The organism is Exiguobacterium abrahamii, from assembly GCF_015645365.1.
GTDB classification, from domain to species: domain Bacteria; phylum Bacillota; class Bacilli; order Exiguobacteriales; family Exiguobacteriaceae; genus Exiguobacterium_A; species Exiguobacterium_A abrahamii.
In genome coordinates, this window is record NZ_JADOYC010000001.1 from 1,099,838 (window position 1) to 1,124,384 (window position 24,547).

A 24,547-nucleotide genomic window follows, 5' to 3' on the forward strand; every position below is an offset into this window, starting at 1 on the left:
ATTTCATTTCATACGTAAACCTAATAGAGGTTTATCAGAATTTCGAATCGTGAGACAAAACAATGTAGTCAGTTTCGTATTTCATGGTACGATAACAGTGCAGTTTTGGGAATGAATGGAGTGAGGATCGTGAGAATTACACAGTATACGGATTATGGACTACGTGTGTTGATGTATCTCGGGGTGCACCGGGATATCATCACACCAATGCCGCAGATTGCCAAGCATTATGGCATCTCATCCAACCATTTAATGAAGGTGACACAACAATTAGCGAAACTTGGCTATGTCGAATCAACAAGAGGCCGGTCAGGCGGACTCCGTTTGATTCGTGATCCAAAAGACATCAACATCGGGAAAGTCGTTCGGGAGATGGAACCGATGGATATCGTCGAATGTTTTGGAAGTAACGGGCATTGTGTCATCGAACCTGGATGCCGTCTAAAAGGTGTGCTCGGACGAGCGCTTCGAGCTTTTATTCGGGAACTGGAACAACATACATTAGAAGAATTGCTGGATAATCGTGATGAGTTGGCACTCTTGTTTGCTGCCTCACCTTTACAGCGTTCTTAATCAAAAAACCCTCGCTTCCATTCACGGAAACGAGGGTTTTGTCATAGCGATACTTATACATCATCTTGGCGTTTCTTTGGTTCCACATGTTCTTTGTTCTGAGACAAGTCGTCACGAACAGATGATTTCCATAACGGCACATTGCTGTAATATGCAGCACGGGCGATCAGATGTCCTCCAATCGGCGCTGTGATGAGCACGAACAGGATGCCGAGAACGACACGAGAGGAGAAGAATCCATCTTCAGTGACGAAATAGATGATGACGCCGATTAAAATCGACATGACACCTAATGTCGCGCTTTTAGATGCAGCGTGAGCACGCGTATAGACATCCGGTAAGCGGATCAGACCAAGCGCGGTGACGAGACTAAATCCCATACCGAGCAAGGCGAAGACCGCGACGATCAATTCATTGATTGCGATCACGTTCGATGATCTCTCCTTTCTCGATATATTTTGAAAAGGCAACCGTACCGATGAAGGCGAGTATACCAATCAACAGGATGACTTCGAGATAGTCGCTCGTCCGTAAGATGATCGAGACAAGACCAACGATTGAAATCAAGCTGATACCAATTGAATCAAGAGCGATGACACGATCCGCCACACTTGGTCCTTTGATGACCCGGTAAAATAGACCAAGCATCGAGAGAAAGACACCCCCGAGTGCGATGTAGATTAAAATATCGAACATCACCGACTCACCTCCAGAATGGCTTTCTCAAAACTATCACGAATCGAAGCGACTGCTTCATCGACCTCTGGCATGTGGAGTGCATGAATGTAGAGTGTCTTATTATCATCCGAGATATCAACGACAAGCGTTCCCGGCGTCAATGTGATCAGCATCGACAGCAACGTGATTTGCCACGGTTGATCGAGTTCGGTCTCATAGGCGAAGATACCGGGCTGAATATCTAACTTCGGCTTTAAGATGATTTTCAAGACATCGATGTTTGCGACGACCAGCTCGTAGAGAAAGCGGAAGAATAATAGGACGAGTGCGATGACAGGTCCGAGATAAAAACGACCTTTGAAGCCGCGACGGAAAGCGAACATCGCAATCAGCCCTAGCGCGTAACCAATGACGAAACCGGAGGCCGAGAAATTGTTTGAGAGAAACATCCACAAGAATGCAAGAAATAAGTTGAGCAAGACTTGAAATGCCATGAATTAACGACCTCCTTTTAGTACGGCATCGATATAGAGCGTTGGATTCGTCAACGGTTCGACGGTTTGTTGAATCAGTGGACGCATCGCCTCAGCACCTACTCCATAGAGAACGCTGAGCGCAACTAAGGCAATCGTAGGAACTAGCAGCTTTGGAACAAGCGCTTGTTTATCACCAGAGTAGGTCTTCGGTGTTCCCCAAAAGGCACGCATGAACAATTGAACGACCGAATACAAGACGAGCAGACTCGATAGTAGAACGATGATTGGTCCAATCAACTCACCGGCTTCAATACCACCACGAACAATCAGGAATTTCCCGATGAATCCGCTGAGCGGTGGAATCCCGGCAAGTGATAACGCCGCGATGAAGAACGTCCAACCTAATACAGGATAGGCTTTGATCATCCCGCCCATGTCTTTCAGCTTACTCGAGCCGGCAATTCCGACCATGATTCCTACGAGTAGGAATAAAGCGGCTTTAATCAACATATCATGAAGAAGGTAGAAAATCGCACCTTCTAGCGCTTGCGGTGTCATGAGGGAAACCCCGTACAAGATGACTCCGACTGCGACGATGATGTTGTAGATGATGATTTGCTTCGCATCCCGTGTCGCAAGCGCACCAATCACCCCGATGACGATCGTACTGAGCGCAAGGATACTCAAGATTTGATGAATCGTTCCAATCTCATTTGAGAAGAACAAACTATACGTCCGTAAAATCCCGTAGACCCCGACCTTCGTCAACAAGGCACCGAACAGAGCAAGAACAGGCGTCGGTGGTACTTGATAAGAACCAGGTAACCAGAAGTAGAGCGGGAAGATCGCACCCTTTAATCCAAAGACGATCAGGAATAACAAGGCGATGACGTTGAGGATTGCCGGTTGTCCGACTTCTGAAATCTTTTGACTGATATCCGCCATGCTGAGCGATCCGATGATACCGTACAAGAAGGCAACCGTCATGACGAATAACGCGGACGAGATGACGTTAATCAAAAGATACTTCAGCGATTCTCGTAACTGTGCCGGTTTCCCGCCGAGAACAATCAAGACATAAGACGAAATCAGGAAAACTTCGAAGAAGACGAACATGTTAAAGATATCACCTGTCGTAAAGGCACCATTGACACCAACGAGCAGGAATTGAACGGCAATGAAATAGTAGTACCGTTGATAAGAAACGCTCAAGTAGACAATGGCATACCAGATGATACAAAGAACAAGAATGCTCGTCGTCGTGACGAGTAAAGCGGATAGCATGTCAGAGACAAGCGTGATACCAAAAGGTGCTGGCCAACTACCGAGTGTGACTGTTAAGATGCCGTTTGACCGGACAGACAGCACGAGATAGATGGAAGCACAGACAGTCAAAATCGTCGAAAAGAGGGAAACGATCCGTTGTCCTTTTAGGTGTCGCGGGAAAAACATCAAGATGACACCCGTCAACAACGGGATGATGATTGGTAGAAGCGGTAAGTTAATCATTCGAATCGGTTCCTTTCATTTCTTCGATATTATCGGTTCCGAGTTCTTGATAGGCACGATAAGCGAGTACCAAGAAGAAGGCAGTGACACCAAAGCTGATGACGATGGCGGTCAAGACGAGTGCTTGCGGCAGTGGATCCGTATAGGAAGTCACGCCGTCCTTTAAAACCGGAGCCGCACCTCGTTTTAGTCCACCCATTGTCATGACAAGCAGATGGGCGGCGTGGCTAAGCAACCCTGTTCCGATGATAATGCGAAGAATACTTTTCGAAAGAATGAGATAAATGGCACACATCGTCAGGATGCCTGCGGCGATCGCCATGATGATTTCCATATTAATCACTCTCCCCAATCGTTTGAATAATCGTCATCGTCACACCGACGACGACAAGATAAACACCAAGATCAAACAACATCGCTGTGTGAAGTGATGTCTTACCGAATAACGGTAGGTTGAAATAGTCATGTGCATGTGTGAAGAACGGGACGTTAAAGACAAGCGCTCCCGAAGCCGTCAGTACGGCAATCAACATACCAAGAGCCGTGATCCATTTATAGTCGAATGGCAAAATCCGGCGCAACGTCTTGATGTCGTAAGCAAGTAAAATCAAGACAAGAGCAGACGCCGTCACAAGACCACCAATGAAACCGCCACCTGGCGTATAGTGTCCAGCAAAGAACAAGTAGACAGCAAACAGGAAGATGATGAACGTGATAAAGGAAGTCGCGGACTCTAAGATGACGTCATTCGTATGCTTTTTTGTCTGCTTTTTCATTTATCCATCCCTCCTGTTCGTCTGAATTTAATCATCGTGTAAATTCCGATTCCGGCAAGTGCGAGAACGGCAATCTCAAACAACGTATCGAAGCCACGGAAGTCGACGAGAATGACGTTGACCATATTGCCGCCAGCGGCAAGATCAGCGACATTATCGATGTAATACTTGGCGATCGAAGTAAACGATCGTTGGCTGAGAGAAGCAAGGGCGACGAGTGTCACCGTCAATCCGACGAGTGCCGAAATCAAGGCATTGCCGAGCTTGAATGGAATGCGTTCTTCTTTCCGGCTGATTTCCGGTAAACGATAGAAAACGAGCAGGAACAACGCGACCGATACGGTCTCGATGACGAGTTGCGTTAAAGCAAGGTCTGGCGCTCGGAATAAGACAAAGAACAAAGCAACTGTATACCCCGTCACACCAAGCAAGATGATCGATGTCAGTCGTGAACGCGCAAAGGTGATCGAGAGTGCACTCGAAACGAGAACGAGTGCAAGGATGATCTCGTACGCATGAATTGAGCTGATTGGATCAACTGCGAAGCGGAAGGCATCAAACCCGTATAGTGCCGTCAAGATCAAGATGACGATGAATCCGAAGATGTAGACGAGATACGACCGCATGTAGCCGGTCATGACCGTATCATGGATCCGTGTCGATGTCTGTTCACCACGGCGTAACAAAGCGTCATATTGATGATTCAAGGAGACGGCACGAGGCATCCGGTTATAGAGCGATTGCCAGCGTGGCAGTGTCTTGTACAAGATGAACCCGACTGTAAAGATGAGTAAGGTCAGGAAAAATTCTGGTTTGAATCCATGCCACATCGTAATGTGCACATCAATCTTGCCACCGGCATCAACGACTTGCGGTAAGATCGCTTCGACTGCCGGTCGAATCAACGTATCCGATAATAGATTCGGGAAGAGTCCGATGATGACGACGAGCGAGACGAGGACGAGAGGTGGAATCAACATGCCAATCGGTGCCTCGTGTGGTGTTTTCGGCAACTTATCGTCTTGACGCTTACCGAAGAACGTTCTGCGGACGATCAGGATGCTGTAGACGAACGTAAAGATACTTCCGACGACGGCGAGTACAGGAATGATCCAACCGTAAGACGGTAAGTGGAACAAGTCAGATCCTGAAACTTGAAGAACACCTGTCAAGAACATCTCTTTACTTAAGAATCCATTGAACGGTGGAATCCCCGCCATCGAAAGGGTCCCGATCATCGCAATCGTCATCGAAACCGGCATGAGTTGCGCAAGACCACCGAGCTTCCGAATATCGCGAGTACCGGTTTCGTGATCGACGATTCCCGCCATCATGAAAAGACTGCCTTTAAACGTCGCGTGGTTGATCAGGTGAAAAATCGCAGCAACTGTCGCGATCGTATATAATCCATCATCTAACGCGTCGACGTGTAAGGCGGCAGCTCCGAGTCCAAGTAAAGACATGATTAATCCAAGCTGAGAAATCGTCGAGTAAGCAAGGATTCCTTTCAAATCATGTTGTTTCACCGCATTGAGTGAACCCCAGAATAAGGTGAATATTCCGACAGATGAGACGAGATAAAACCAAAGCGACTCATCCGCAAAAATCGGACTGAAACGAGCGACGAGATACAATCCTGCCTTGACCATCGTTGCCGAGTGCAAGTAGGCACTGACAGGAGTCGGTGCTTCCATCGCATCCGGTAACCAGATGTGGAACGGAAATTGAGCCGATTTCGTAAAGGCAGCTAGCAAGAATAAAACAAGGGCAACCGTAAAGAAAGGTTCACCTTGAATCGACTCAAGTGACGCATACGTCTCACGAATACTTAACGATCCACTGAGTGTAGAGAGAATCGCAATTCCCCCAAGCATCGCTAGTCCACCGAAGACGGTGATCAACATCGATTTTTGAGCGCCGTAACGAGAACGTTCCCGCTCGTACCAGTAGGCAATCAATAAGAATGACGAAATCGACGTTAATTCCCAGAACAGATAGAGGACGATCATGTTATCTGACAGCACGACCCCAAGCATGGCGGTCATGAACATCAACAGATAGACATAAAATGTTCCGAGAGATTCTTTTTTCGCATCTAAATAAAAAATCGAATAAAGAACGACGAGTGAGCCGATTCCTGTGATCAATAGTGCGAACAATAAGCCGAGTCCGTCAAGATACGTGACGAAATCGATACCGAGCGATGGTATCCACGGCATGCGTGCCGTAAAGGTCTCACCTGACATCGTATCGGGGAGAAAGCGGCTGAAATACGAAACGAGCAGTACAGGTACGACAAGTACAAACCAACCGGTATGAATGTTCGGAAGGCGTTTCGCTAGAAGCGGAATGAAAAGACTGATCAATATGGGCAGTAAAATAGCCCCGTGCATCACGGACACGAAATTCCCTCCTTTGTGACATCGACGACCAAAAATGAAAAAGGGACGCGAACGCAAGCTGTTGAAGCTCGGAACTGTCCAGTAGAAGACACGATTCATTTTGTTCGTCGAAGATGTTTCTGAATCAAGTATAGCGTACTTTTTTCATTCTTGCATGACGTGAAGCGTTGAAGCATAAGGGATAGAACCATTTGCTCTCTTGATTATTAAATATGTAGGAACACGGCAGAAATAGGCTGAAATTTTTTTTGATTTTTTTCAAAAAACACGTGGATCCATGAGGAGAATGATTCAAACTCAAGGAACACGGGTAAATCTATCTAGAGCACAACTAACGACCATAGAGGGGGAACTTTCATGCGAGCAACATTCAAGACAGGTGTCATTTTAGGTGGTCTAGCGGCGATTGCGACAATCGCCTATCAACAATACCAACAACGAAAATCGACTTCAGATGATATTGACCATCGTCCAAGTGTCGACGCGAAACGCGATCCGGCTGAAGTCGGACTGACACAACTGGATTCCATTCATCGGGCAGATTGGCAAGCGAATGGATTCCCACAAACACACGCAGAACTCGAACGCCTCGAGCGAGAAGAAAATTAAAAAAGCACGTCTCTCGAATGAGAGGCGTGTTTTATGGTCATTAAGCACTTGTTGTGACTAGGGCACGTGTCCGTTCACTGTGTGCAGTATAAGAAGAGAGATGTTCGAATTGATAAAGCGTTAAGGTCGCTGTGCGACGTTGACCGGTACTCGATTCAAGCATTAAATAAGCTTCATTGAAGTCCGTACCACCACCATCATAGCGGATGTGTGCCGTAATCGTTCGTCCATCTGTTGTCTGCATATAAATATCGTAACCTCCGAAATCAACGCGCTTAAAGCTAGTTGCCTCGCTTACGATGTGTTTGAATGTTTCAATTAAAGAATATGTCATCGTTCGTTCCTCCTTTTATTTCTTCAAAGCAATATAAGTTATAATCAACTCCGAATATTACTATTCCCATTAAATACAAGAAATAAACATACAAAATGAATCTTTTTTGTTCTTGTTATGAAACGCGTTTCATACTTTATGATACATATAGACGGTGCGTGACCGATTCCGGGCGTTAACCGATACAGAAACTATAATCAAAAAGACAAGGGGATGGTCGTGACCATCCCCTTGTCTTTTTGATTATAGTTCTACGTTATGGTAGACCTGTTGCACATCCTCAAGATCTTCTAGTGCATCGATCATTTTTTCGAATTGGGCGACGTCGTCTTCAGACAACGCGACTTCGTTTTGGGCGAGCATGACGAGTTCGGCAAGTGAGAACTCAGTAATGCCTGCAGCTTTCAACGCTTCTTGTACAGCATGGAATTGTTCTGGCTCTGCGTAGATGATGACAGATTCGTCTTCTTCGAGGATATCACGGACATCAATATCCGCTTCCATCATCAATTCAAGAACGTCATCCGCAGTTTTACCTTCAAAGGCAAAGATTGCCGTCGCATCGAACATATAAGCGACGGATCCGCTCACGCCCATGTTTCCGCCATTTTTTCCGAATGCAGCACGAACGTCAGAAGCCGTCCGGTTAACATTGTTCGTCAACGTTTCGACGATGACCATTGAACCGCTTGGACCGAATCCTTCATAACGCAAGACGTCGTAGTTTTCTTCCGCTCCACCTTTTGCTTTTTCAATCGCCCGATCAACGATGGCACGTGGCACGTTGTATGTTTTCGCTCGTTCGAGAACGACCTTTAATGCTTGGTTTGATTCTGGATCGGGTTCACCTTGTTTAGCCGCTACATAAATCTCACGACCAAACTTTGCGTAAATCCGACTCGTATTTTTGTCTTTTGATGCTTTTTTTTCCTTGATGTTATTCCATTTACGACCCATTTCGTATCCACTCTCTTTCCGTAATGTCAGAAATCCGTGATTTCCTATGCGTTATCAGTATACCTTAAACTACCTGACAGACTGAACTAAAATGTCGGTGGAACCGTTGAATTTCTATTAAATACGTTTAAGCGAGGTGGAAGAAAGGAACTTTACCGATAGAGAAATATCAATTTAAGGGAGAGTGGCAGAATTTGAACCAGGCTGGGGTAGTTCATCGCGCATTATCACCATTCGTTTATGCTTACGATCAAGAGACGGTCCATGTCCGACTTATGACGGCTAAAGGCGATATTGAAAAAGTTGAATTGATACATGGTGATCCGTATGAATGGGAAGCGGAAAAAGAAGAAGACCGAGATTGGAATTTTGATCCGGAGAAAGAAAAATCATGGAAAGTAGAGCGGACACCGATGCAACACAATGGAAGTGATGCGACGTATGACTATTGGTTCGTTGCAGTCCGCCCAGAACGGAAGCGGTTGCGATATGGGTTCGAGGTTCATGGCGATACGACAGCCGTTTTAACCGAGCGTGGCTGGTATGACGAAGCGCCACTCGATCATCCGGGCTATTATTTTTCTGTGCCATATGTTCATGCGACGGATGTCTTTGATACACCGGAGTGGGTGAAGGATACGGTCTGGTATCAAATTTTCCCGGAACGATTCGCGAATGGTGACCCGTCGAATGATCCAGCAGGCACGAAGGAGTGGGGAAGTGAAGCACCGGCTTTTCAAAATTTCTTCGGTGGAGATTTTCAAGGCGTCATTGATCACGTCGATCATTTACAACGTCTCGGTGTCACGGGTGTCTACTTCTGCCCAGTCTTTAAGGCACCATCGAATCATAAATACGATACCCTTGACTATTTGAAGCTTGATCCTGCATTTGGTGACGAGAAAACGTTCCGCAAGATGATCGATGTGCTACATGAGAACGGTATCCGCGTATTACTCGATGCCGTCTTCAACCATATTAGTGAAGAGCACCCCGCCTTTCAGGATGTCTTAGAAAAGGGGCAGGATTCAAAATACGCCAATTGGTTTACGATTGGTTCCTTCCCGGTCGATCCATCGATTCCGAACTATGAAGTGTTTGCGTTTGAACGGAACATGCCGAAATTGAATACTGCTCATCCGGACGTCAAAGACTATTTGCTTCACGTCGGACGTTATTGGGTCGAGGAATTCGGAATCGACGGCTGGCGTTTGGATGTCGCAAGTGAAGTCGATCATGCATTTTGGCGTGAGTTTCGCAAGGAAGTCCGGGCTGCGAACGGAACATGTTATATCGTCGGTGAATGCTGGACGGATTCGCAACCGTGGCTCCTCGGCGATCAATTTGATGCCGTCATGAATTACGGTTTGACAGAGAGCTTTTTGACTTGTTTTGCGACGGGCGAGACGAGCGTTCGTGATTTCTCACATGCAGTCAGCCGAAATTTAAACTGGCATTCTCAAAATGTCAACGAAGTGATGTTCAATTTGATTGACTCGCATGATACGCCGCGTGCATTAACACGTGCGAAAGGAAACATTGATCGGATGAAGTTACTTTTCACCACACTGTTGACGTTTCCGGGTACACCCGTCATCTATTATGGTGATGAGATTGGAATGATGGGTGGGCAAGACCCGGCCAACCGTGCGTGTATGGAGTGGGACGAGACGAAACAGAACCGTGAGTTGTTCGATCACGTTGCGCAGTTGATCGCCCTTCGAAAACAGCATCCGGTTTTAGCAAATGCCGGAACGTATCATTTCCAAAGGATCGATGATACCAAACAGACATTTATTGTCGAGCGACGTCAGGGCGAACAGGTTTACTTGCTCGTCGTCAACGTCAGTGAAGAGGCACAATCTCTTTCGCTTGAAGGAACGTATGAAAGTCTGTTGGATACAACGACGTTGTCGGGAACTATTCAAGTAGAACCTGTGTCGGCTCTTCTTTTGCGACACCTATAAGAAAAGCAAGTCGTGGATATCGCATCCGCGACTTGCTTTTTTGGTGTGCATTACGAATCAAACGGATGGATCAGTAAACCGCTCCGAAGTTTCGGTTCGAACCAAGTCGATTTCGGCGGCATTACCTCTCCGGCATCAGCCACAGCCATTAAATCTTCGATCGAAGTCGGATGCAAGTGGAAGGCGACAGCGGCATGCCCAGAGTCCACGATCTGCTCAAGACCGGCATACCCCTTATGACCACCGACGAACTGGATTCGTGCGTCCGTCCTTGGATCTTCGATACCGAGTAAAGGTGTCAACAACTCTTCTTGTAAAATCGAGACGTCGAGATTCGCTTTCGTCCCGATTCGTTCAGAATCGTACGAAAGGGTATACCATTGTCGATTGAGATACATCTCGATTTGGTGAGGCTTCGTTTGTTCGGCACGTCCTTTTGTAATCGTAAAGCGATGGGCTAATCGTTCGAGGAAGTCAACGACCGATTGACCGTACAAATCTTCAACGACGCGATGGTATCCGAGAATCCGTAATTGATTCTGCGGGAAAGAGACGCCAAGAAAACGTTGGGCTTCCTCCTGGTCCGTCCGACTGGCAGCGATGGCTGCTGCTGCAGCGCGATGGTGACCATCAGCGATATAGAGAGCGTCGTGACGGGCGAACTGGCTCCCGATCGTCAACAAATGATTACGATCAGTGATTTTAAAAATTCGATGCGTCACTCCATCGACGGTGAAATCATATAGAGGATCGCCAGCAGTGACCGTCGTGACGATTGCTTCGAGTTGTGCATCCGTCTGATGCGCCAGTAAAATCGGTCCCGTATGTGCTTGCAACTGTTCGACGTGTCGGACACGGTCGCGCTCTTTATCCGGACGTGTGAATTCGTGTTTACGAATTTGATTCGTCTCGTAATCACTGACGGCAACACATCCGACGAAACCGGATTGTGTATGTGTCCCGTCTGACAATTGATAGATATAATACGTCTCGTCCGTGTCGAGCTGTAAGATGTCGTTTGTTTGACTCTCTTCGAAGGCGAGCGCCGCTTGCTGATAAACGCGTGGATCATCTTCAGCGATCAATGACGGAAGGGTGGCTTCTGCTTTATCGATCCGCAAAAAAGACAGCGGATGACGTCGAATCTCAGAACGTGCTTCTTCGCGAGAATAAACATCATACGGTAAGGCGGCAAATTCTGCCGCGTATTTTGAGTCCGGTCGTAACGCCGCAAAAGGTTCAAAAGTTGGCATGGGGTTCACTCCTTTTAAAGTAGACGTGTTTTCAAGACGCCAGGAATCTGATTCAGTCGGTCGAGCGAGATCATTTCGTCCGCATGGTTATCGATATCGATGATCGTATAGGCAATCGCATCTTTACTACCATTGATCATATTCGCGATATTGATCGACTCTTGTGCTAACACCGAAGCGATTTGACCGACCATGTTCGGAATGTTATGGTGCGCAATCGTAATCCGTCGTTTTCCAGTGAACGGTAACTCGACGGCTGGAAAATTGACAGCATTGCGGATGTTTCCTGTCTCAAGGAACAGACGCAGTTGATCGACCGCCATGATGGCACAGTTTTCCTCCGCTTCACTCGTCGATGCCCCGATATGTGGTAAGGCAATGACTCGGGGGAGGGACAAGATGAAGGCGTTCGGGAAATCCGTCACATAGTTCGCCAGTCGACCGGACCGGAGTACGTCGGCTAACGCTTGTTCATCGACGAGTTCGCCACGCGAGAAGTTGAGCAGGGTCGCGCCGTGTTTCATCTTCGAGAGGAGAGACGCATCGAGTAAACTCGTCGTTGCGTCAACGAGCGGCAGGTGCAACGTGATATAGTCACTTGTCGCGAGAAGATCCTCAAGCTGTGTCGCACGCTGAATCTGATTCGAAACGCGCCAAGCGGACTCGACGGACATGTGTGGATCATAGCCTGTGACGGTCATGCCAAGCTCGTGGAGAGTGTTGGCTAAGTTTGCCCCGATCGCCCCAAGTCCGACGATCCCGATTCGTTTCCCGAGTAACTCGGTTCCGACAAATTGTTTTTTGTTCGCTTCGATTCGCTCCGGAATATCCGGTCCGCGTAAGTTGTTCGTCCAAAGCAGACTCGGCACGAGCTTTCGCGCCGTCAGGAATAAACTACCGATGACAAGTTCCTTGACGGCATTCGCATTGGCACCTGGCGTCGAAAAGACGGGAATCCCGCGGTTTGCGAGTTGATCAAGTGGAATCGTATTGACACCGACGCCGGCTCGGGCGACGGCTTTAAGACTATCTGGAAAGCGCATGTCATGTAAATCCTTGCTGCGGACGAGAAAAGCGTCTGGTTGTTCCGTTTCTCGCTGAACGTGATAGTCATCTGTGAATCGTTTTAATCCTTTGTCCGATAAATCATTCCATAGTTGAATTTGATACATTTAACGTTCCCCCTGTTCAAAACGGTGCATGATGTGAATCAGTGCCGTAACTCCTTCGGTCGGCATCGCATTGTAAAGACTCGCGCGCATTCCACCAATCGAGCGGTGACCGGCAAGGTTGATCAGATCGTGACGCGCAGCAAAGTTCAAGAACGCAGCATCCTCCGACTCACTTCCGGTCGAGAACGGAATGTTCATCCGGCTTCGATCCTTGACGGCTACATGGTTATGAAATAGATTGGATTGATCGATTGCTTCATATAACATGTGTGCTTGTGAGACGTTTCGTGCCGCGATCGTCTCGAGTCCGGTCTCTTCAATCCATTCGAGCACTAATTTCGTCATATAAAGACTGAATGTCGGCGGCGTGTTGTACAGAGACCGCTGTTTGGCATGGATGTCATACCGTAAGTAGGCGCCGATCGTGTCAGGAACACGATCTAGCAACGCGTTCTTCACGATGACGACCGTCAAACCAGCGACGCCAAGGTTTTTTTGAGCACCAGCATACAACACATCGAATGACTCGATTGGCAATGGTTCAGACAAAATCGAAGAAGAGACATCTGCGACGAGTGGCGCATCGACGAGAGGCGGTGTCTGATACGTCGTCCCTTCGAGGGTATTGTTCCAAGTGATATGCAGATAGTCTGCTGTTGACGTGAACGGACCTTCCGGGATGAAGCGATACCCGTGATCAGCGGAAGAGGCGAGCACTTGGACCGAGGCATACCGTTTGGCATCTGCAATCGCCTTCGTTGACCAGCCGCCAGTATCGATGAAATCAATTCGTCCGGTCTTCGTCGCTAGATTTTGCGGTAACATCGTGAACTGAAGGGTAGCTCCCCCTTGAAGAAACAATACGGAGTACGAATCGGGAATCGACATTAGTCTCCGTAAGGATTGTTCAGCCGCATCCCGAATCGATTCAAAAATCGGCGAACGATGACTCATTTCAAGAACGGATTGTCCTGAATTTTCATAATCGAGTAGTTCAGATTGAGCCTTCAATAAGACCGGGGCAGGAAGGACTGCAGGACCGGCAGAGAAGTTATAAACCGTCATGAGGAACACTCCTTCTTGAATTTTCAGAAAATATGTACCACTCAAGTGTAACGGAATGAAAAATGAGAAGCAATTCCAACTGACGATGAATAGAACATGAAAACAAAAACATCCCTTGAATCCGTCACGACGGATCAAGAGATGTCAGTTGACCAAAGTGCCATTTCCAACCTTCGGACGTAGCACGATAGATGGATACGACCCGGAAACGACCAACATATTGAGTTGTCCCGTATTCAAATCGGTCTTCTGTCAAACTATACTGGATTGCCGTATCTTCGAAATGATCAATGTATGAAAAATCATCGGTCCGGGATAACCAGTGGATGTTTGCAGGATCCACGTAATGATCGAGGTAGGTCTCGGCATCAAATGACCGCCCTAACGCATCGATGAACGTAAATTCGGGGGATAATAGAGGTGAAACTTGTGTTAGGTCGCCTTTAAGCATAGCTTCTTGAAGGTGTTGCATGGTTTGTTCAAGTGTCATGTTACATCTCCTTTCTTTCTGAATCGCTAGTGTAGCATATATAAACACAAAAAAGACCCTGCGTGAGCAGGGTCTAAAGGAAATTAAAGTTTTACAACGTTAGTTGCTTGTGGTCCGCGTTGACCTTCTTCAACTTCGAAAGAAACCTCTTGACCTTCGTCAAGTGATTTGAAACCTTCAGATTGGATTGCTGAGAAGTGTACGAATACGTCGTCTCCGCTTTCGCGCTCGATGAAGCCGAATCCTTTTTCTGCGTTAAACCATTTTACTTTACCTTGTTCCATGTGTATTGCCTCCTGCGTGTGACTGGCACACTGATTATTACTACCGTGATCAATTTCATCGAATATAAAGTGAAACACTTCGTATCTCCACCGAACAACAATAATTACTTAATAATATAGCATGCCCGTATCGAAAAAGAAAGGACAAAACAAAAAAAGAACAAACGAAGCTGTTCTTCTCTGAATAAAGCATACAATTAAAGGGTTCATTCTGCTCATGTCGAAAGAGTATAACTGATTCTTTCAACGAGTCGGAATATGTTCTCTTTTACTACTGAGTTGTCGTAATGTATGCAAAATGAATCCTTGAAAGTTCGGATAACGTGTCGGTTGTTCCCAAACAGTTCGGAATAGTTGCGTCATTGCGGAATGAATGAGTGCATCTTCCACTTGTGTGCGACGGAATAGAAGAAAGAGTGTTTTTTCGTAACGATCGTATAATCGTTCTAACGCGACAGAATCGCGTTGTTTGATTTGATTAAGCAAATCAGTGTCTGAATACATAGGTCACTCCTTCTTCGACAGTTTTCTCTATAGTATGCTGTCACTGTAATGTAATGAAACTATTATGTAGATTCCCGCTATATGAATTATGAAACACGCAAACTTCTTGAACTAAAGATAATAATGGAAATGGAGGGACGTTATATGCTTCCTGTATACATTCGCCCGTACATCTTGGAAGATGCAGCGGAGATTCTTGAGGTGAATTTGCGAAACCGTGATCACTTTGAATACTGGATGCCGATCAAGCCGTCACCAGAACAATACACGATCGAAGGGCAACGTGAACGGATTCATCGTCATCAAGAGTTAATGCGTCAAGATGCTTATTATGCGTATGGTGTCTTTTTATCTGAGACCGACCAGTTGATTGGGGATGTTTCGGCGATGTTCGTTCAACGTGGACCAGCCGAGACGTGCATGATCGGCTATCAACTAGATGCCGCCTTTTCAGGACGAGGATATATGGCGCAAGCAGTCAGATTGTTCGTTGATCATTTATTTGATGTCCACCAGTTCCACCGGATCCGTGCTGAAGTCATGCCGGAGAATATCGGCTCGATCCGTGTCCTTGAAAAAGTCGGATTTCGTAAAGAAGGAATCGCAAAACAGAATCTCTTCATCAACGATGCCTGGGAAGACTTTATTTTATTTGCCCTATTAAAAGAAGACCGAAAGGAGTCAAAACATGCCAATCTCTGATTACTATGCTAATTTACGCCAACTTGTCGGAACGCAACGTCTGTTTACACCATGCGTCGCAGCGATCATTCGAAACGAAGCAGGTCATATCCTCTTTCAGGATCCAGGAGGTCCGTTTTGGAGTTTGCCTGCTGGAGCAATCGAACTGGGAGAATCTCCTGCGCAAGCAGTCATTCGCGAAGTCTATGAAGAAACGGGTCTATTCGTCCGACCGGTCCGTCTGATTGCGACCTTCGGTGGAGAGGCGTTTCGTTTGACGTACCCGGACGGAAACGAAGTTGAATACGTAGCGACAGTATTCGAGTGTAAGGTAGTCGGGGGAACGCTCGAAGCGATCGATGGGGAATCGAAGCAACTGGCATATTTCCCAAAACAGGATCGCCCACCTCTAGCACTCCCTTATCCTGATCATGTGTTTGAAGCATCCGAAGCAACAAGCTATTTTGACTGGGAAGAACACTGGTTGACAGATTTACAATGTCAAAACCAGTAAAAACCGAACATTTTACTGGTGATGTATGAATAAAGTTCTTGAAAAACCTTGAAAACGCGAAAATTTCTTTGACACTATGAAGACAGTTCGTTATAGTAGTCAAGGGGCGAATGATTATCGCTAATATATTAAAAAATATTCGTAATTAGAGGTGTTATTAATGGATGTAGTATTCGATTATGAAGATATTCAATTAATTCCAGCAAAATCAATCGTTGGTAGTCGTTCGGAATGTGATACGTCAGTCGAGTTTGGTGGTCGTCGTTTCAAGCTTCCAGTCGTACCGGCAAACATGCAAACGATCATTGATGAATCGATCGCTTTGTTCTTAGCGGAAGGCGATTATTTCTATATCATGCATCGATTCGAACCGGCTCGTCGTTTGGCATTCGTTCGTATGATGCAAGAACGTCAACTGTTCGCTTCAATCAGTGTCGGTGTCAAGGAAGAGGAATATCAGCTGATCGAACAGCTCGCAGCAGAAGGGCTGACTCCGGAATACATCACGATTGATATCGCACACGGTCATTCGGAAGCTGTCATTCAGATGATTCGCCACATCAAGTCGCTTCTACCAGCAAGTTTCGTCATCGCAGGTAACGTCGGTACACCGGAAGCGGTACGCGAACTTGAGAATGCAGGAGCCGATGCAACAAAAGTTGGGATCGGACCAGGTAAAGTGTGTATCACGAAGATTAAGACTGGATTTGGTACAGGTGGTTGGCAACTCGCGGCACTTCGTTGGTGTGCAAAAGCAGCAAGTAAACCGATTATTGCGGATGGTGGAATTCGGACGCATGGCGATATCGCGAAGTCGGTCCGGTTCGGTGCTTCGATGGTCATGATCGGTTCACTCTTCGCAGGGCATGAAGAATCGCCTGGTGAGACGCATGAAGTGGACGGAGTGCTCGTCAAGGAATACTTCGGTTCTGCTTCTGAGTTCCAAAAAGGAGAACGCAAGAACGTCGAAGGAAAGAAGATGTTCGTCGAGCATAAAGGAAGTCTAGTGGATACGTTAATCGAGATGGAGCAAGATTTGCAATCGGCAATTTCGTACGCTGGCGGGAACAAATTGCAGGCGATTCGGACGGTCGACTACGTCGTCGTCAAGAACTCGATCTTCAACGGCGATAAAGTATATTAAAATGATCAGTTCGCTCTTAACGGAGCGGACTTTTTTTGTTTCTTTAGCATAACTCTTCCATAGGAGGGGTATACATCAAATGGACCAAAAGATTCGGAATATTTTGGATAGGGAGTGATTGACATGCTATTTGAAACGACATCGTACTTAATCGAAAAATTTGCCACTGTTCGTAACCAAACAATTGCCTTGATTGAACCGCTCGAAGCAGAAGACTTTATCATTCAAGCGAGTTCGGACGTGAGTCCGCCAAAATGGCACATCGCCCATACGACTTGGTTTTTTGAACGGATGATACTACAGGAATATAGTGAAGGCTATCAAGTCTTCCATCCGAAGTACAATTATCTGTTCAATTCGTACTACAACTCGATTGGTGCTTACCAGCCTCGTCAACAACGAGGGATGTTGTCACGTCCGACCGTCGAGGACATCATTGCTTACCGGGCATATGTCGATGGACAAATGGTCGAGTTCTTGAAGGAAGAACGGACTCCAGAAGACCAACGAAAAATCGAAGCATTAGTCGAGATGGGACTACAACACGAACAACAACACCAGGAATTGATCTTGATGGACGTGAAGTATAACTTTTTCACGAATCCACTGTTACCTGCTTATCAATCAAAGTCGTTGGCATCAGATGTGCCTGAAAATGCAGTCAAGGAAACATCATTTATCCAATTTGAGGAAGGGCTCGTCGAGATCGGTCATACAGGAGACGGATTTGCGTTCGACAACGAAAGTCCACGTCATAAAACGTGGCTGCATCCGTTTAAACTCGCGACGCGTCCTGTCACGAACGGGGAGTATTTGGCGTTCATTGAAGCAGGAGGCTATGAAAAATCAGAGTATTGGTTGTCCGACGGGTATGTAACGGTGCAAAAAGAAGGCTGGAAAGCCCCGTTATATTGGATGAAGGATGACGCGGGAGAGTGGACGATCTTTACGATGAACGGTGTCGAACCACTTCGTCTCGATGAACCGGTCTGTCATGTCAGTTTTTATGAGGCGGACGCTTACAGTCGCTATATAGGGAAACGGTTGCCGACAGAAGCAGAATGGGAATGGGCTTCTCGCCAAGTCGATTCTGTCACGAAGCGTAATATGATGGGAAGCGGAACCTTTCATCCGGTAGCCGTCGAAGAGTCAGAGACGACGCTTGCGAGCATGTTCGGAAACGTCTGGGAGTGGACGTCGAGCGCTTATAGTTCATATCCAGGCAGTAAACCGCTCGAAGGAGCACTCGGGGAATACAATGCGAAGTTCATGTGTAATCAAATGGTACTGCGTGGAGGAGCGTGCGTGACGCCTGACGATCACATCCGCGAGACATACCGCAACTTCTTCCCGCCTGATAAACGTTGGTTATTTGGCGGCTTCCGATTGGCAGGTGACATGTGATGAGAGAGACAGTCATTGGGTACGATTTATATACGCCGCAACAAAACATGCGTTTAGAAGTCATTGAAGGTCTGATGCAAGAACAAAAGGTCTTACCGGCAAAATATTTTTATGATCATATTGGATCCCAGTTGTTCGAACAGATTACGCAACAACCGGAATATTATCCGACTCGGACAGAACTCGCCATCTTGGAGCAACATCGAGCGGAGATCGCACGAAGTATCGGTGATGTGCATACACTGATTGAATATGGAAGTGGCAGCAGTCGTAAAATCCAGATGTTACTGGAGACATTTACACATCTAGATACGTATATGCCAATTGATATCTCAAAAGACTTCCTGATGGAATCTGCACGCCAATTGTCGGAACGGTATCCTGCGCTGCATATTAAAGCGGTCTGTGGGGATTACTCACAATCGATTTCTTTACCGGTCGAGGAGTCTCAAAAACGAGTCATCTTTTTCCCGGGATCGACGATCGGTAACTTTGAACCGGAGGAAGCGATGCGCTTCTTACGTCATTCCTCACGAATTCTTGAAACGGGAGATGGATTCTTGATCGGTGTTGATTTGAAAAAGTCTGTTGATTTGCTTGAACGGGCTTATAATGATGCAGCCGGCGTCACAGCAGCATTCAATTTGAACATGTTGACGCATTTGAATCAGATGCTCGAGGGAACGTTTGATGTGACACGATTCGAACATCATGCTTTTTATAATGAAGAAAAAGGGCGAATCGAAATGCATCTTCGGAGTCAACTCGATCAACTCGTGCAAGTTGGAGATGTGACGGTTCCGTTTAAGCAAGGGGAAACGATTCATACGGAAAACTCCTATAAGTATAGTAAAGAAGAGTTTGAGACACTTGCCCGTCAAAGTGGTTTTCATTCAGTCAATTGCTGGATCGATGACAATGAACGATTCAGCGTGCATTATTTAGAAAAAATGTAACGGCACATCAAAAAACACTCCCGCTTGAAAGCTTCCGTTACGAAGCGACACAGGGAGTGTTTTTCTAAATATTCTACCTTATTCGACGCGTGCGCCTTCCGGAATCGGATATTCCGGTACGACGAGAATCGGCATCCATTGTTCCGAGCGACCGATCTCAAGCACCCGACCGGACTCTTCACGCGTGCGACCGGGTATATTGAGAACGGCAATCGCTTGTTTTCCAAGCAATTCATGAACATCGGGACGCAGTGATTCCCAGTCGAGTGAAAAGAGACGTGTAAATCCATCGAATTGTAGTTCAAGCTGAATCGAGTCGTTTGATTGATCCGAAATGGATAGGATTGTACCAACACGGATATCTAAAGCATCGAATAATTCGAGAGAAACGATTGGTTTCATGGACAATGGTGTACTTCCTTTCAAAGTGAAGTATAGAGTGGGTCAGGAGTCGAGAGAGACGTAGGTCGGCTCATAAGTCGTCCATTCGATATCAGGAGTTTGATGATTCGCAAGCTTCGCTAATTGGCTACCGAGATAAGGTCCGATCGTCAAACCGGATGCACCAAGTCCGTTCGCTAGGAACACGTTCGGATGATTTTGAAGCGGTCCGATCACCGGCAGGGAGTTTTTTGTATACGGACGTAAGCCGATACGCAGTTCATCAATCGTCGTTTCCTCGAGACTTGGTAAGACAGGTAAGGCGCGATTCAATAAAGCATGCATCCCCTTGACGGTCGGTTTCAAGTCATAATCGGTTTGCTTTTCGTGTGTCGAACCGACGATCAGTTTCCCTTCGTGGATGGAGACGAGATATAATCCGCGTTGTCCCATGACGACGGGCCATGTCGTTGATGTAGAGTCCGTCAAATTGAGTTGCAGAATCTGTCCCTTCTCCGGATGCAAATCAATTTTAAGGTCAAGCGGACGGAGAAGATCATTTAACCAGACGCCCGCCGTTAAAATGAACTGTTCTGCCGAGTACTGTTCATTTTCCATGGTTATACCGGTGACGACTCCCTTGTCTACGATCAGAGAAGCATCTCCTTCTAGGACGGTCGCACCATGTTCGACAGCGCCACGAATCAGTGCGGCACACAAGGCACGTCCGTCAACGCGGGCACCACCGGAAACGAATAAAGCATCCTCGATCTGTTCGACGAGTGGAAAGAGCGTTTTGACACGATCTTGGTCAAGTCTTTCGATACGTTCGATGGCAGGGGCTTCCGGAAAACGATTTTGCGCAATCGTCTCCATCTTTTCAATTTTTGATGTTTCGTGTAAGGCGATCGTGCCAACTTGCTGATAACCCGTACTTGTCTCACCGAGTGCTTCGAGTTCAGGAATCAATGTCTTGTAAAAATGAGCGCCGTTATTTGCTAATTGGTACCATGCCTTATTTCGTCGCTGTGTCATCCATGGACAGATAATACCGGCTGCCGCATGAGAGGCTCGACCGGGTTCCTTCCGATCGACGAGTAAGACGCGTTCACCAGCCTTCGATAAATGATAGGCAGTCGAGGCACCGAGAATTCCGGCGCCGATGATGATATGGGAATACATGTAAGATTCAACTCGATTCTGTTCAATTGGAATATCTTTTATTGTAGCAGTAGAAGATCCGGACGACTAGCAAGAGCGGGTTTCCAATCTGTAGCACATCGAATGATGGGAAATGATGGGGAAAGTGAACTATTTGGCGCGTCATGACGTATACTAAATATACAGTTTCTAAAAACTGTGAATTAGACGATTAGAAACAGCTGAATTCGGAAACATACCCTTATAGGCATCATGTCCTGTCATCATCGACTTTGAAACGGTCCATCATGAAGGAGGGGAAGGCAATGAATATGAGTCAAGCCATCGTACGCAGACGCTACACGGATCATACTTTATTTTATTCCGCCATCCTAATCTGGAAATTGCTATTCTTCCTGCCACTGCTCATGTTCGTCAACAGCGGCACGGACCATGTGTTTCAAATGTACTTCGTACCGTACCTCACGGTCATCTTCCTGTTTCGTGTGATGACCTACTTCGCGACCTATAAAGCATCTTTCATGGAGATGACGGAAATGGGTCTCTCGTTATCCTTGCTGATTGCAGATGTATATTTGATTGCGTTGTTCGACATTCCACTTCCGTTTGCTTTAATTATCCTTGCGCTCGCCTTACTCCACTTCAGTGCGGCATTCAGTCGTTTTCGTTGGTTCCGCCGTCGTCTTTGGTTGAATCGGCATCTTGAAATTCTCAATTATTTGACGGATCACGGTGAAGTACCCATTAAAATAGCTGTCATGGCAGAAGATGAGATGCTTGTGACGACGAAGAGTGGAAAAGAGTTCACGTATCGTCAAGTTTATTGGAGCGGCTTTTATATTGAACATGGTTGATTGCTATATGAAACGGATTTCTCTTCGGGGAAATCTTTTGAGACTGAAGACAAGTGCAATTGTTCTCTAACGAGAAGGATTGCGCTTTTTTGTTCGATTCGTATCGTTTTCCTGGGACAAGCATTGCGCCGCTTCGCTTCGCTGCAGGGTCGCTCTTGCTTGTTTTTCCCTAGGAAGCGATGTCGAGTGAACAAAATGCTTCTCGGTCCTTCTTCCGGGTATAAAAAAATGACGCATTACACGCCACTCCTACAGGAAAAAGCGCGATTTTGCGCTGTCAGAGACAAACAAGACCCGTTTTCCTGCTCGAATGGAGCGGGGAAACTGGCTTGTGTCTCGCCTTAGGAAAGGGCGTGAAAAGGTGTGTCATTTTTTGAGTCAGTTCATTTGTCTACAATCTGAAAGGATTTCTCTTCGAGGAAATCCTTTTTTTGTTGCATACGAAAAAATGTAGTACGCTTACATAGGAAAAGGGGGAGAAAAAGTTGATTCGTTGTATACTGATCGATGCGAATGACACAATCATTTTGACCGATGATGTAAGTCGGATACAGGAATCGGGCATCACACGTTATTTCGTTGATTTCGATCAACCGACAGATGCAGAAAAGCAAAAATTGATTGAGGCCTTTGATTTTCATCCGCTAGCTATTGAAGATTGTTTCCATTACTTACAACGTCCGAAGCTTGAATATTATACAGAACATAGCTTTTTTGTCCTTCATGCACTCGATGAAGGAACGTTGAAGAGTCGCGAAATCAATTTGTTCGCAAGCGACCGGCATCTCGTCAGCTACCATGAGCAATCTTCGCCAGAAATTGATATCGTGTTTGAACAGTGTAGCCAACGCCTCGACAAACAAGAAACGGTCGACCTCGTTCATAAAATCATGGACAAGATCGTCGATGGTTATTTTCCGATCGTTCATGCGACGGAAGATGAATTGTTTGCACTTGAGGAACGCTACCGGACGCGTGGAAACGATCGTCGGTTGATGGAAGAGATTTTCGAACTACGCGCGCGGTTACTTCGAATCTCGCGGACGGTCATGCCGATGCGGGACTTATTGTACCGTGTCGTTGAATCGAAGCGGTTATCGATTCATCCGAAGAAACAGGCATTTTTTCGCGATCTATACGATCACTTACTGAAGTTATCGGAAATGATTGAATACAACCGATTGATGACGTCTGAGTTTCGGGATAATTTCATCTCTCTCAACTCGTACCGGATGAATAGTATCATGAAGACATTGACGATCTTCACGACGATTTTCATGCCGTTGACGTTCATCGCCGGTATATATGGTATGAACTTCGAACATATGCCAGAACTGACGACCCGGTATGGTTATTTCGTAACGTTAGGGGCAATGGGACTCCTCGCTTTAGGAATGATTCTGTTCTTCAAAAAAAATCGTTGGTTTGATGAATAAGGGGGGATGTAAGTGGATATTCGACAATTGCTCTTTTTTACGACGATCGTCGAGCAAGGCTATAATTTAACGCGTGCTTCGAAGCACTTGTCGATCTCACAACCGGCGCTTAGTCAGATGATCCGCGATTTCGAACAGCTGGAACAAGTAGAACTGTTCATTCGAAAGCACGGACGGTTGACAGGATTATCGGAAACGGGACGTCAATTGTATGAGGATGCTAAGATCGTTTTGACACGTCATCAAGCATTGATGGGACATCTCCGTGAACGCTCGAACGTCGTCCGAGGGAAAGTCCGTCTTGGAATTCCCCCCCGTCATCCTCCCTGTCTTATTTTCGCAGTTGATTCCGAAGTTCATGGCGGAACATCCAGGCATCGAACTCGAAATCATCGAAGAGGGGGCGTTTGAACTCAAGCGTCGACTGTTACTTGAAGAACTCGACTTGGCCATTTTGATCGAACCGGGCGAATCCTATGGTATCGAACGTTTTCGATTGATCGAAGATGAGGTCGTCGTCGCCGTGCGTCCGAATCACCCGTTTCAAGCTAAAGAAGCGCTATCGTATCGTGATATCGGTAATGAACCACTTGTCATCTTGAACGATCGATTCATGTTACATCATCAAATACTATCGGAGTTTCGTAAAGTGCAGCAAGAGCCGAATATCTTCTTCATGTCAGGGGCATGGGACTTGTTGATCGGGATGGTCCAAGAACTTGACGTCATCTCAATCCTACCGGAGCCGATACTACGGTTTCATCATGCGGATGACATTAAAATCATTCCGTTCGACCCACCGATGTTATGGGATGTCTCGTTGAACCGACTTGTCGGGACGGAATTACGTCCTGTCGTCCGGCACGTTCATCAATACATCGTCCACTATTTTCAGTCGTACTGGCCGACGCCTGCGCGATGAAGAAAAAAGACCGGAACGCATCGCGCTCCGGTCTTTTGTGCTGAA

General features: G+C 46.5%; 29 protein-coding genes. 12 read left to right on the forward strand and 17 right to left on the reverse strand.

Translation table 11 applies throughout. The features are described from left to right. The first annotated feature begins 129 nt into the window (after window positions 1-129). Window positions 130-573 (forward strand): Rrf2 family transcriptional regulator, encoded by a 444-nt coding sequence (locus tag ITJ88_RS05440; protein WP_195864863.1) that lies wholly within the window; start codon window positions 130-132, stop codon window positions 571-573. Window positions 574-626: 53 nt separating this feature from the next. Here ITJ88_RS05440 and mnhG read toward each other — a convergent pair whose 3' ends face one another. The 7 genes from mnhG to ITJ88_RS05475 are packed head-to-tail and all read right to left on the reverse strand — an operon-like array spanning window position 627 to window position 6,414. Continuing rightward, complete coding sequence (mnhG, locus tag ITJ88_RS05445; RefSeq protein WP_047395592.1) at window positions 627-1,001, reverse strand: monovalent cation/H(+) antiporter subunit G; 375 nt, start codon at window positions 999-1,001, stop codon at window positions 627-629. Continuing rightward, window positions 985-1,221, reverse strand: a complete 237-nt coding sequence (locus tag ITJ88_RS05450) for a Na(+)/H(+) antiporter subunit F1 (protein ID WP_369792030.1) — start codon at window positions 1,219-1,221, stop codon at window positions 985-987. The genes mnhG and ITJ88_RS05450 overlap by 17 nt, the downstream gene beginning before the upstream one ends. A gap of 47 nt (window positions 1,222-1,268) precedes the next feature. After that, window positions 1,269-1,745: a Na+/H+ antiporter subunit E gene (locus ITJ88_RS05455; protein WP_195864864.1), complete on the reverse strand. Its 477-nt coding sequence runs from the start codon at window positions 1,743-1,745 to the stop codon at window positions 1,269-1,271. Between the two features lie 3 nt (window positions 1,746-1,748). Further along, window positions 1,749-3,236, reverse strand: a complete 1,488-nt coding sequence (locus ITJ88_RS05460; protein WP_195864865.1) for a Na+/H+ antiporter subunit D — start codon at window positions 3,234-3,236, stop codon at window positions 1,749-1,751. Beyond that, on the reverse strand, window positions 3,229-3,570 hold the full coding sequence (locus ITJ88_RS05465) for a Na(+)/H(+) antiporter subunit C (protein WP_023468540.1): 342 nt from the start codon (window positions 3,568-3,570) through the stop codon (window positions 3,229-3,231). Before ITJ88_RS05465 ends, ITJ88_RS05460 begins: the two co-directional genes overlap by 8 nt. A gap of 1 nt (window position 3,571) precedes the next feature. Further along, entirely contained in the window at window positions 3,572-4,012 is a 441-nt protein-coding gene (locus tag ITJ88_RS05470; RefSeq protein ID WP_023468539.1) for a Na(+)/H(+) antiporter subunit B, read from the reverse strand. Continuing rightward, on the reverse strand, window positions 4,009-6,414 hold the full coding sequence (locus tag ITJ88_RS05475; RefSeq protein WP_195864866.1) for a Na+/H+ antiporter subunit A: 2,406 nt from the start codon (window positions 6,412-6,414) through the stop codon (window positions 4,009-4,011). Before ITJ88_RS05475 ends, ITJ88_RS05470 begins: the two co-directional genes overlap by 4 nt. A gap of 357 nt (window positions 6,415-6,771) precedes the next feature. On the opposite strand from ITJ88_RS05475, the gene ITJ88_RS05480 reads away from it, so the two are divergent. Beyond that, a complete protein-coding gene (locus ITJ88_RS05480) occupies window positions 6,772-7,023 on the forward strand; it encodes a hypothetical protein (protein WP_029341919.1) in 252 nt (83 codons plus the stop codon). Between the two features lie 40 nt (window positions 7,024-7,063). Here ITJ88_RS05480 and ITJ88_RS05485 read toward each other — a convergent pair whose 3' ends face one another. Further along, window positions 7,064-7,357, reverse strand: coding sequence for a hypothetical protein (locus tag ITJ88_RS05485; protein ID WP_023468536.1), 294 nt, complete (start codon window positions 7,355-7,357; stop codon window positions 7,064-7,066). Between the two features lie 243 nt (window positions 7,358-7,600). Continuing rightward, complete coding sequence (locus tag ITJ88_RS05490) at window positions 7,601-8,314, reverse strand: YebC/PmpR family DNA-binding transcriptional regulator (RefSeq protein WP_023468535.1); 714 nt, start codon at window positions 8,312-8,314, stop codon at window positions 7,601-7,603. 194 nt (window positions 8,315-8,508) lie between these two features. On the opposite strand from ITJ88_RS05490, the gene ITJ88_RS05495 reads away from it, so the two are divergent. After that, window positions 8,509-10,281: a glycoside hydrolase family 13 protein gene (locus ITJ88_RS05495; protein ID WP_195864867.1), complete on the forward strand. Its 1,773-nt coding sequence runs from the start codon at window positions 8,509-8,511 to the stop codon at window positions 10,279-10,281. 50 nt (window positions 10,282-10,331) lie between these two features. Here ITJ88_RS05495 and ITJ88_RS05500 read toward each other — a convergent pair whose 3' ends face one another. From ITJ88_RS05500 to ITJ88_RS05525, 6 genes are all read right to left on the reverse strand, one after another. Continuing rightward, window positions 10,332-11,534 carry a DUF1015 domain-containing protein gene (locus ITJ88_RS05500; protein ID WP_195864868.1) on the reverse strand — a complete coding sequence of 401 codons (1,203 nt, stop codon included), beginning with the start codon at window positions 11,532-11,534 and terminating at the stop codon, window positions 10,332-10,334. 14 nt (window positions 11,535-11,548) lie between these two features. Then, window positions 11,549-12,706, reverse strand: a complete 1,158-nt coding sequence (locus ITJ88_RS05505) for a phosphoglycerate dehydrogenase (protein ID WP_195864869.1) — start codon at window positions 12,704-12,706, stop codon at window positions 11,549-11,551. After that, window positions 12,707-13,771 (reverse strand): 3-phosphoserine/phosphohydroxythreonine transaminase, encoded by a 1,065-nt coding sequence (gene serC, locus ITJ88_RS05510; RefSeq protein WP_195864870.1) that lies wholly within the window; start codon window positions 13,769-13,771, stop codon window positions 12,707-12,709. 124 nt (window positions 13,772-13,895) lie between these two features. Beyond that, window positions 13,896-14,261 carry a nuclear transport factor 2 family protein gene (locus tag ITJ88_RS05515; RefSeq protein WP_195864871.1) on the reverse strand — a complete coding sequence of 122 codons (366 nt, stop codon included), beginning with the start codon at window positions 14,259-14,261 and terminating at the stop codon, window positions 13,896-13,898. Window positions 14,262-14,344: 83 nt separating this feature from the next. Next, on the reverse strand, window positions 14,345-14,545 hold the full coding sequence (locus ITJ88_RS05520) for a cold-shock protein (protein ID WP_023468529.1): 201 nt from the start codon (window positions 14,543-14,545) through the stop codon (window positions 14,345-14,347). A 243-nt stretch (window positions 14,546-14,788) separates the two neighbouring features. Continuing rightward, on the reverse strand, window positions 14,789-15,049 hold the full coding sequence (locus tag ITJ88_RS05525) for an RNA polymerase sigma factor (RefSeq protein WP_058704024.1): 261 nt from the start codon (window positions 15,047-15,049) through the stop codon (window positions 14,789-14,791). A 144-nt stretch (window positions 15,050-15,193) separates the two neighbouring features. Between ITJ88_RS05525 and ITJ88_RS05530 the strand changes: the two genes are divergently transcribed. The 5 genes from ITJ88_RS05530 to egtD all read left to right on the forward strand — a co-directional run bounded on the left by ITJ88_RS05530 (window position 15,194) and on the right by egtD (window position 19,748). Next, window positions 15,194-15,751, forward strand: coding sequence for a GNAT family N-acetyltransferase (locus ITJ88_RS05530; RefSeq protein WP_195864872.1), 558 nt, complete (start codon window positions 15,194-15,196; stop codon window positions 15,749-15,751). Then, complete coding sequence (locus ITJ88_RS05535) at window positions 15,738-16,244, forward strand: NUDIX domain-containing protein (RefSeq protein WP_195864873.1); 507 nt, start codon at window positions 15,738-15,740, stop codon at window positions 16,242-16,244. The genes ITJ88_RS05530 and ITJ88_RS05535 overlap by 14 nt, the downstream gene beginning before the upstream one ends. A 160-nt stretch (window positions 16,245-16,404) precedes the next feature. After that, on the forward strand, window positions 16,405-17,388 hold the full coding sequence (gene guaC, locus ITJ88_RS05540; protein ID WP_195864874.1) for a GMP reductase: 984 nt from the start codon (window positions 16,405-16,407) through the stop codon (window positions 17,386-17,388). Between the two features lie 123 nt (window positions 17,389-17,511). Next, window positions 17,512-18,792 carry an ergothioneine biosynthesis protein EgtB gene (gene egtB / locus ITJ88_RS05545; protein ID WP_195864875.1) on the forward strand — a complete coding sequence of 427 codons (1,281 nt, stop codon included), beginning with the start codon at window positions 17,512-17,514 and terminating at the stop codon, window positions 18,790-18,792. Continuing rightward, a complete protein-coding gene (gene egtD / locus ITJ88_RS05550; RefSeq protein WP_195864876.1) occupies window positions 18,792-19,748 on the forward strand; it encodes an L-histidine N(alpha)-methyltransferase in 957 nt (318 codons plus the stop codon). The genes egtB and egtD overlap by 1 nt, the downstream gene beginning before the upstream one ends. A 78-nt stretch (window positions 19,749-19,826) precedes the next feature. On the opposite strand, the gene ITJ88_RS05555 is transcribed toward egtD, so the two are convergent. Together ITJ88_RS05555 and ITJ88_RS05560 are read right to left on the reverse strand one after the other, a co-directional pair. Next, a complete protein-coding gene (locus tag ITJ88_RS05555) occupies window positions 19,827-20,150 on the reverse strand; it encodes a hypothetical protein (RefSeq protein WP_195864877.1) in 324 nt (107 codons plus the stop codon). Between the two features lie 42 nt (window positions 20,151-20,192). Further along, window positions 20,193-21,311, reverse strand: coding sequence for an NAD(P)/FAD-dependent oxidoreductase (locus ITJ88_RS05560; protein WP_195864878.1), 1,119 nt, complete (start codon window positions 21,309-21,311; stop codon window positions 20,193-20,195). A 284-nt stretch (window positions 21,312-21,595) separates the two neighbouring features. Between ITJ88_RS05560 and ITJ88_RS05565 the strand changes: the two genes are divergently transcribed. From ITJ88_RS05565 to ITJ88_RS05580, 4 genes are all read left to right on the forward strand, one after another. Then, window positions 21,596-22,144, forward strand: a complete 549-nt coding sequence (locus tag ITJ88_RS05565) for a hypothetical protein (protein ID WP_023468520.1) — start codon at window positions 21,596-21,598, stop codon at window positions 22,142-22,144. A gap of 485 nt (window positions 22,145-22,629) precedes the next feature. Then, window positions 22,630-23,580 (forward strand): magnesium/cobalt transporter CorA, encoded by a 951-nt coding sequence (gene corA / locus ITJ88_RS05570; protein ID WP_195864879.1) that lies wholly within the window; start codon window positions 22,630-22,632, stop codon window positions 23,578-23,580. 12 nt (window positions 23,581-23,592) lie between these two features. Continuing rightward, window positions 23,593-23,991, forward strand: a complete 399-nt coding sequence (locus ITJ88_RS05575) for a LysR family transcriptional regulator (protein ID WP_195864880.1) — start codon at window positions 23,593-23,595, stop codon at window positions 23,989-23,991. Continuing rightward, window positions 23,924-24,502, forward strand: a complete 579-nt coding sequence (locus ITJ88_RS05580; RefSeq protein WP_230088764.1) for a LysR substrate-binding domain-containing protein — start codon at window positions 23,924-23,926, stop codon at window positions 24,500-24,502. The genes ITJ88_RS05575 and ITJ88_RS05580 overlap by 68 nt, the downstream gene beginning before the upstream one ends. Window positions 24,503-24,547: the final 45 nt, after the last annotated feature.

Coding starts and splice junctions, on each gene's coding strand:
- ITJ88_RS05560 (WP_195864878.1), bottom strand. CDS start 21,311: ATGTATTCCCATATCATCATCGGCGCCGGAATTCTCGGTGCCTCGACT.
- ITJ88_RS05520 (WP_023468529.1), bottom strand. CDS start 14,545: ATGGAACAAGGTAAAGTAAAATGGTTTAACGCAGAAAAAGGATTCGGC.
- ITJ88_RS05485 (WP_023468536.1), bottom strand. CDS start 7,357: ATGACATATTCTTTAATTGAAACATTCAAACACATCGTAAGCGAGGCA.
- ITJ88_RS05565 (WP_023468520.1), top strand. CDS start 21,596: ATGAATATGAGTCAAGCCATCGTACGCAGACGCTACACGGATCATACT.
- ITJ88_RS05500 (WP_195864868.1), bottom strand. CDS start 11,534: ATGCCAACTTTTGAACCTTTTGCGGCGTTACGACCGGACTCAAAATAC.
- ITJ88_RS05465 (WP_023468540.1), bottom strand. CDS start 3,570: ATGGAAATCATCATGGCGATCGCCGCAGGCATCCTGACGATGTGTGCC.
- ITJ88_RS05555 (WP_195864877.1), bottom strand. CDS start 20,150: ATGAAACCAATCGTTTCTCTCGAATTATTCGATGCTTTAGATATCCGT.
- egtD (WP_195864876.1), top strand. CDS start 18,792: ATGAGAGAGACAGTCATTGGGTACGATTTATATACGCCGCAACAAAAC.
- ITJ88_RS05535 (WP_195864873.1), top strand. CDS start 15,738: ATGCCAATCTCTGATTACTATGCTAATTTACGCCAACTTGTCGGAACG.
- ITJ88_RS05490 (WP_023468535.1), bottom strand. CDS start 8,314: ATGGGTCGTAAATGGAATAACATCAAGGAAAAAAAAGCATCAAAAGAC.
- ITJ88_RS05525 (WP_058704024.1), bottom strand. CDS start 15,049: ATGTATTCAGACACTGATTTGCTTAATCAAATCAAACAACGCGATTCT.
- ITJ88_RS05455 (WP_195864864.1), bottom strand. CDS start 1,745: ATGGCATTTCAAGTCTTGCTCAACTTATTTCTTGCATTCTTGTGGATG.
- ITJ88_RS05515 (WP_195864871.1), bottom strand. CDS start 14,261: ATGACACTTGAACAAACCATGCAACACCTTCAAGAAGCTATGCTTAAA.
- serC (WP_195864870.1), bottom strand. CDS start 13,771: ATGACGGTTTATAACTTCTCTGCCGGTCCTGCAGTCCTTCCTGCCCCG.
- ITJ88_RS05450 (WP_369792030.1), bottom strand. CDS start 1,221: ATGCTTGGTCTATTTTACCGGGTCATCAAAGGACCAAGTGTGGCGGAT.
- egtB (WP_195864875.1), top strand. CDS start 17,512: ATGCTATTTGAAACGACATCGTACTTAATCGAAAAATTTGCCACTGTT.
- ITJ88_RS05460 (WP_195864865.1), bottom strand. CDS start 3,236: ATGATTAACTTACCGCTTCTACCAATCATCATCCCGTTGTTGACGGGT.
- ITJ88_RS05480 (WP_029341919.1), top strand. CDS start 6,772: ATGCGAGCAACATTCAAGACAGGTGTCATTTTAGGTGGTCTAGCGGCG.
- ITJ88_RS05530 (WP_195864872.1), top strand. CDS start 15,194: ATGCTTCCTGTATACATTCGCCCGTACATCTTGGAAGATGCAGCGGAG.
- guaC (WP_195864874.1), top strand. CDS start 16,405: ATGGATGTAGTATTCGATTATGAAGATATTCAATTAATTCCAGCAAAA.
- ITJ88_RS05470 (WP_023468539.1), bottom strand. CDS start 4,012: ATGAAAAAGCAGACAAAAAAGCATACGAATGACGTCATCTTAGAGTCC.
- ITJ88_RS05505 (WP_195864869.1), bottom strand. CDS start 12,706: ATGTATCAAATTCAACTATGGAATGATTTATCGGACAAAGGATTAAAA.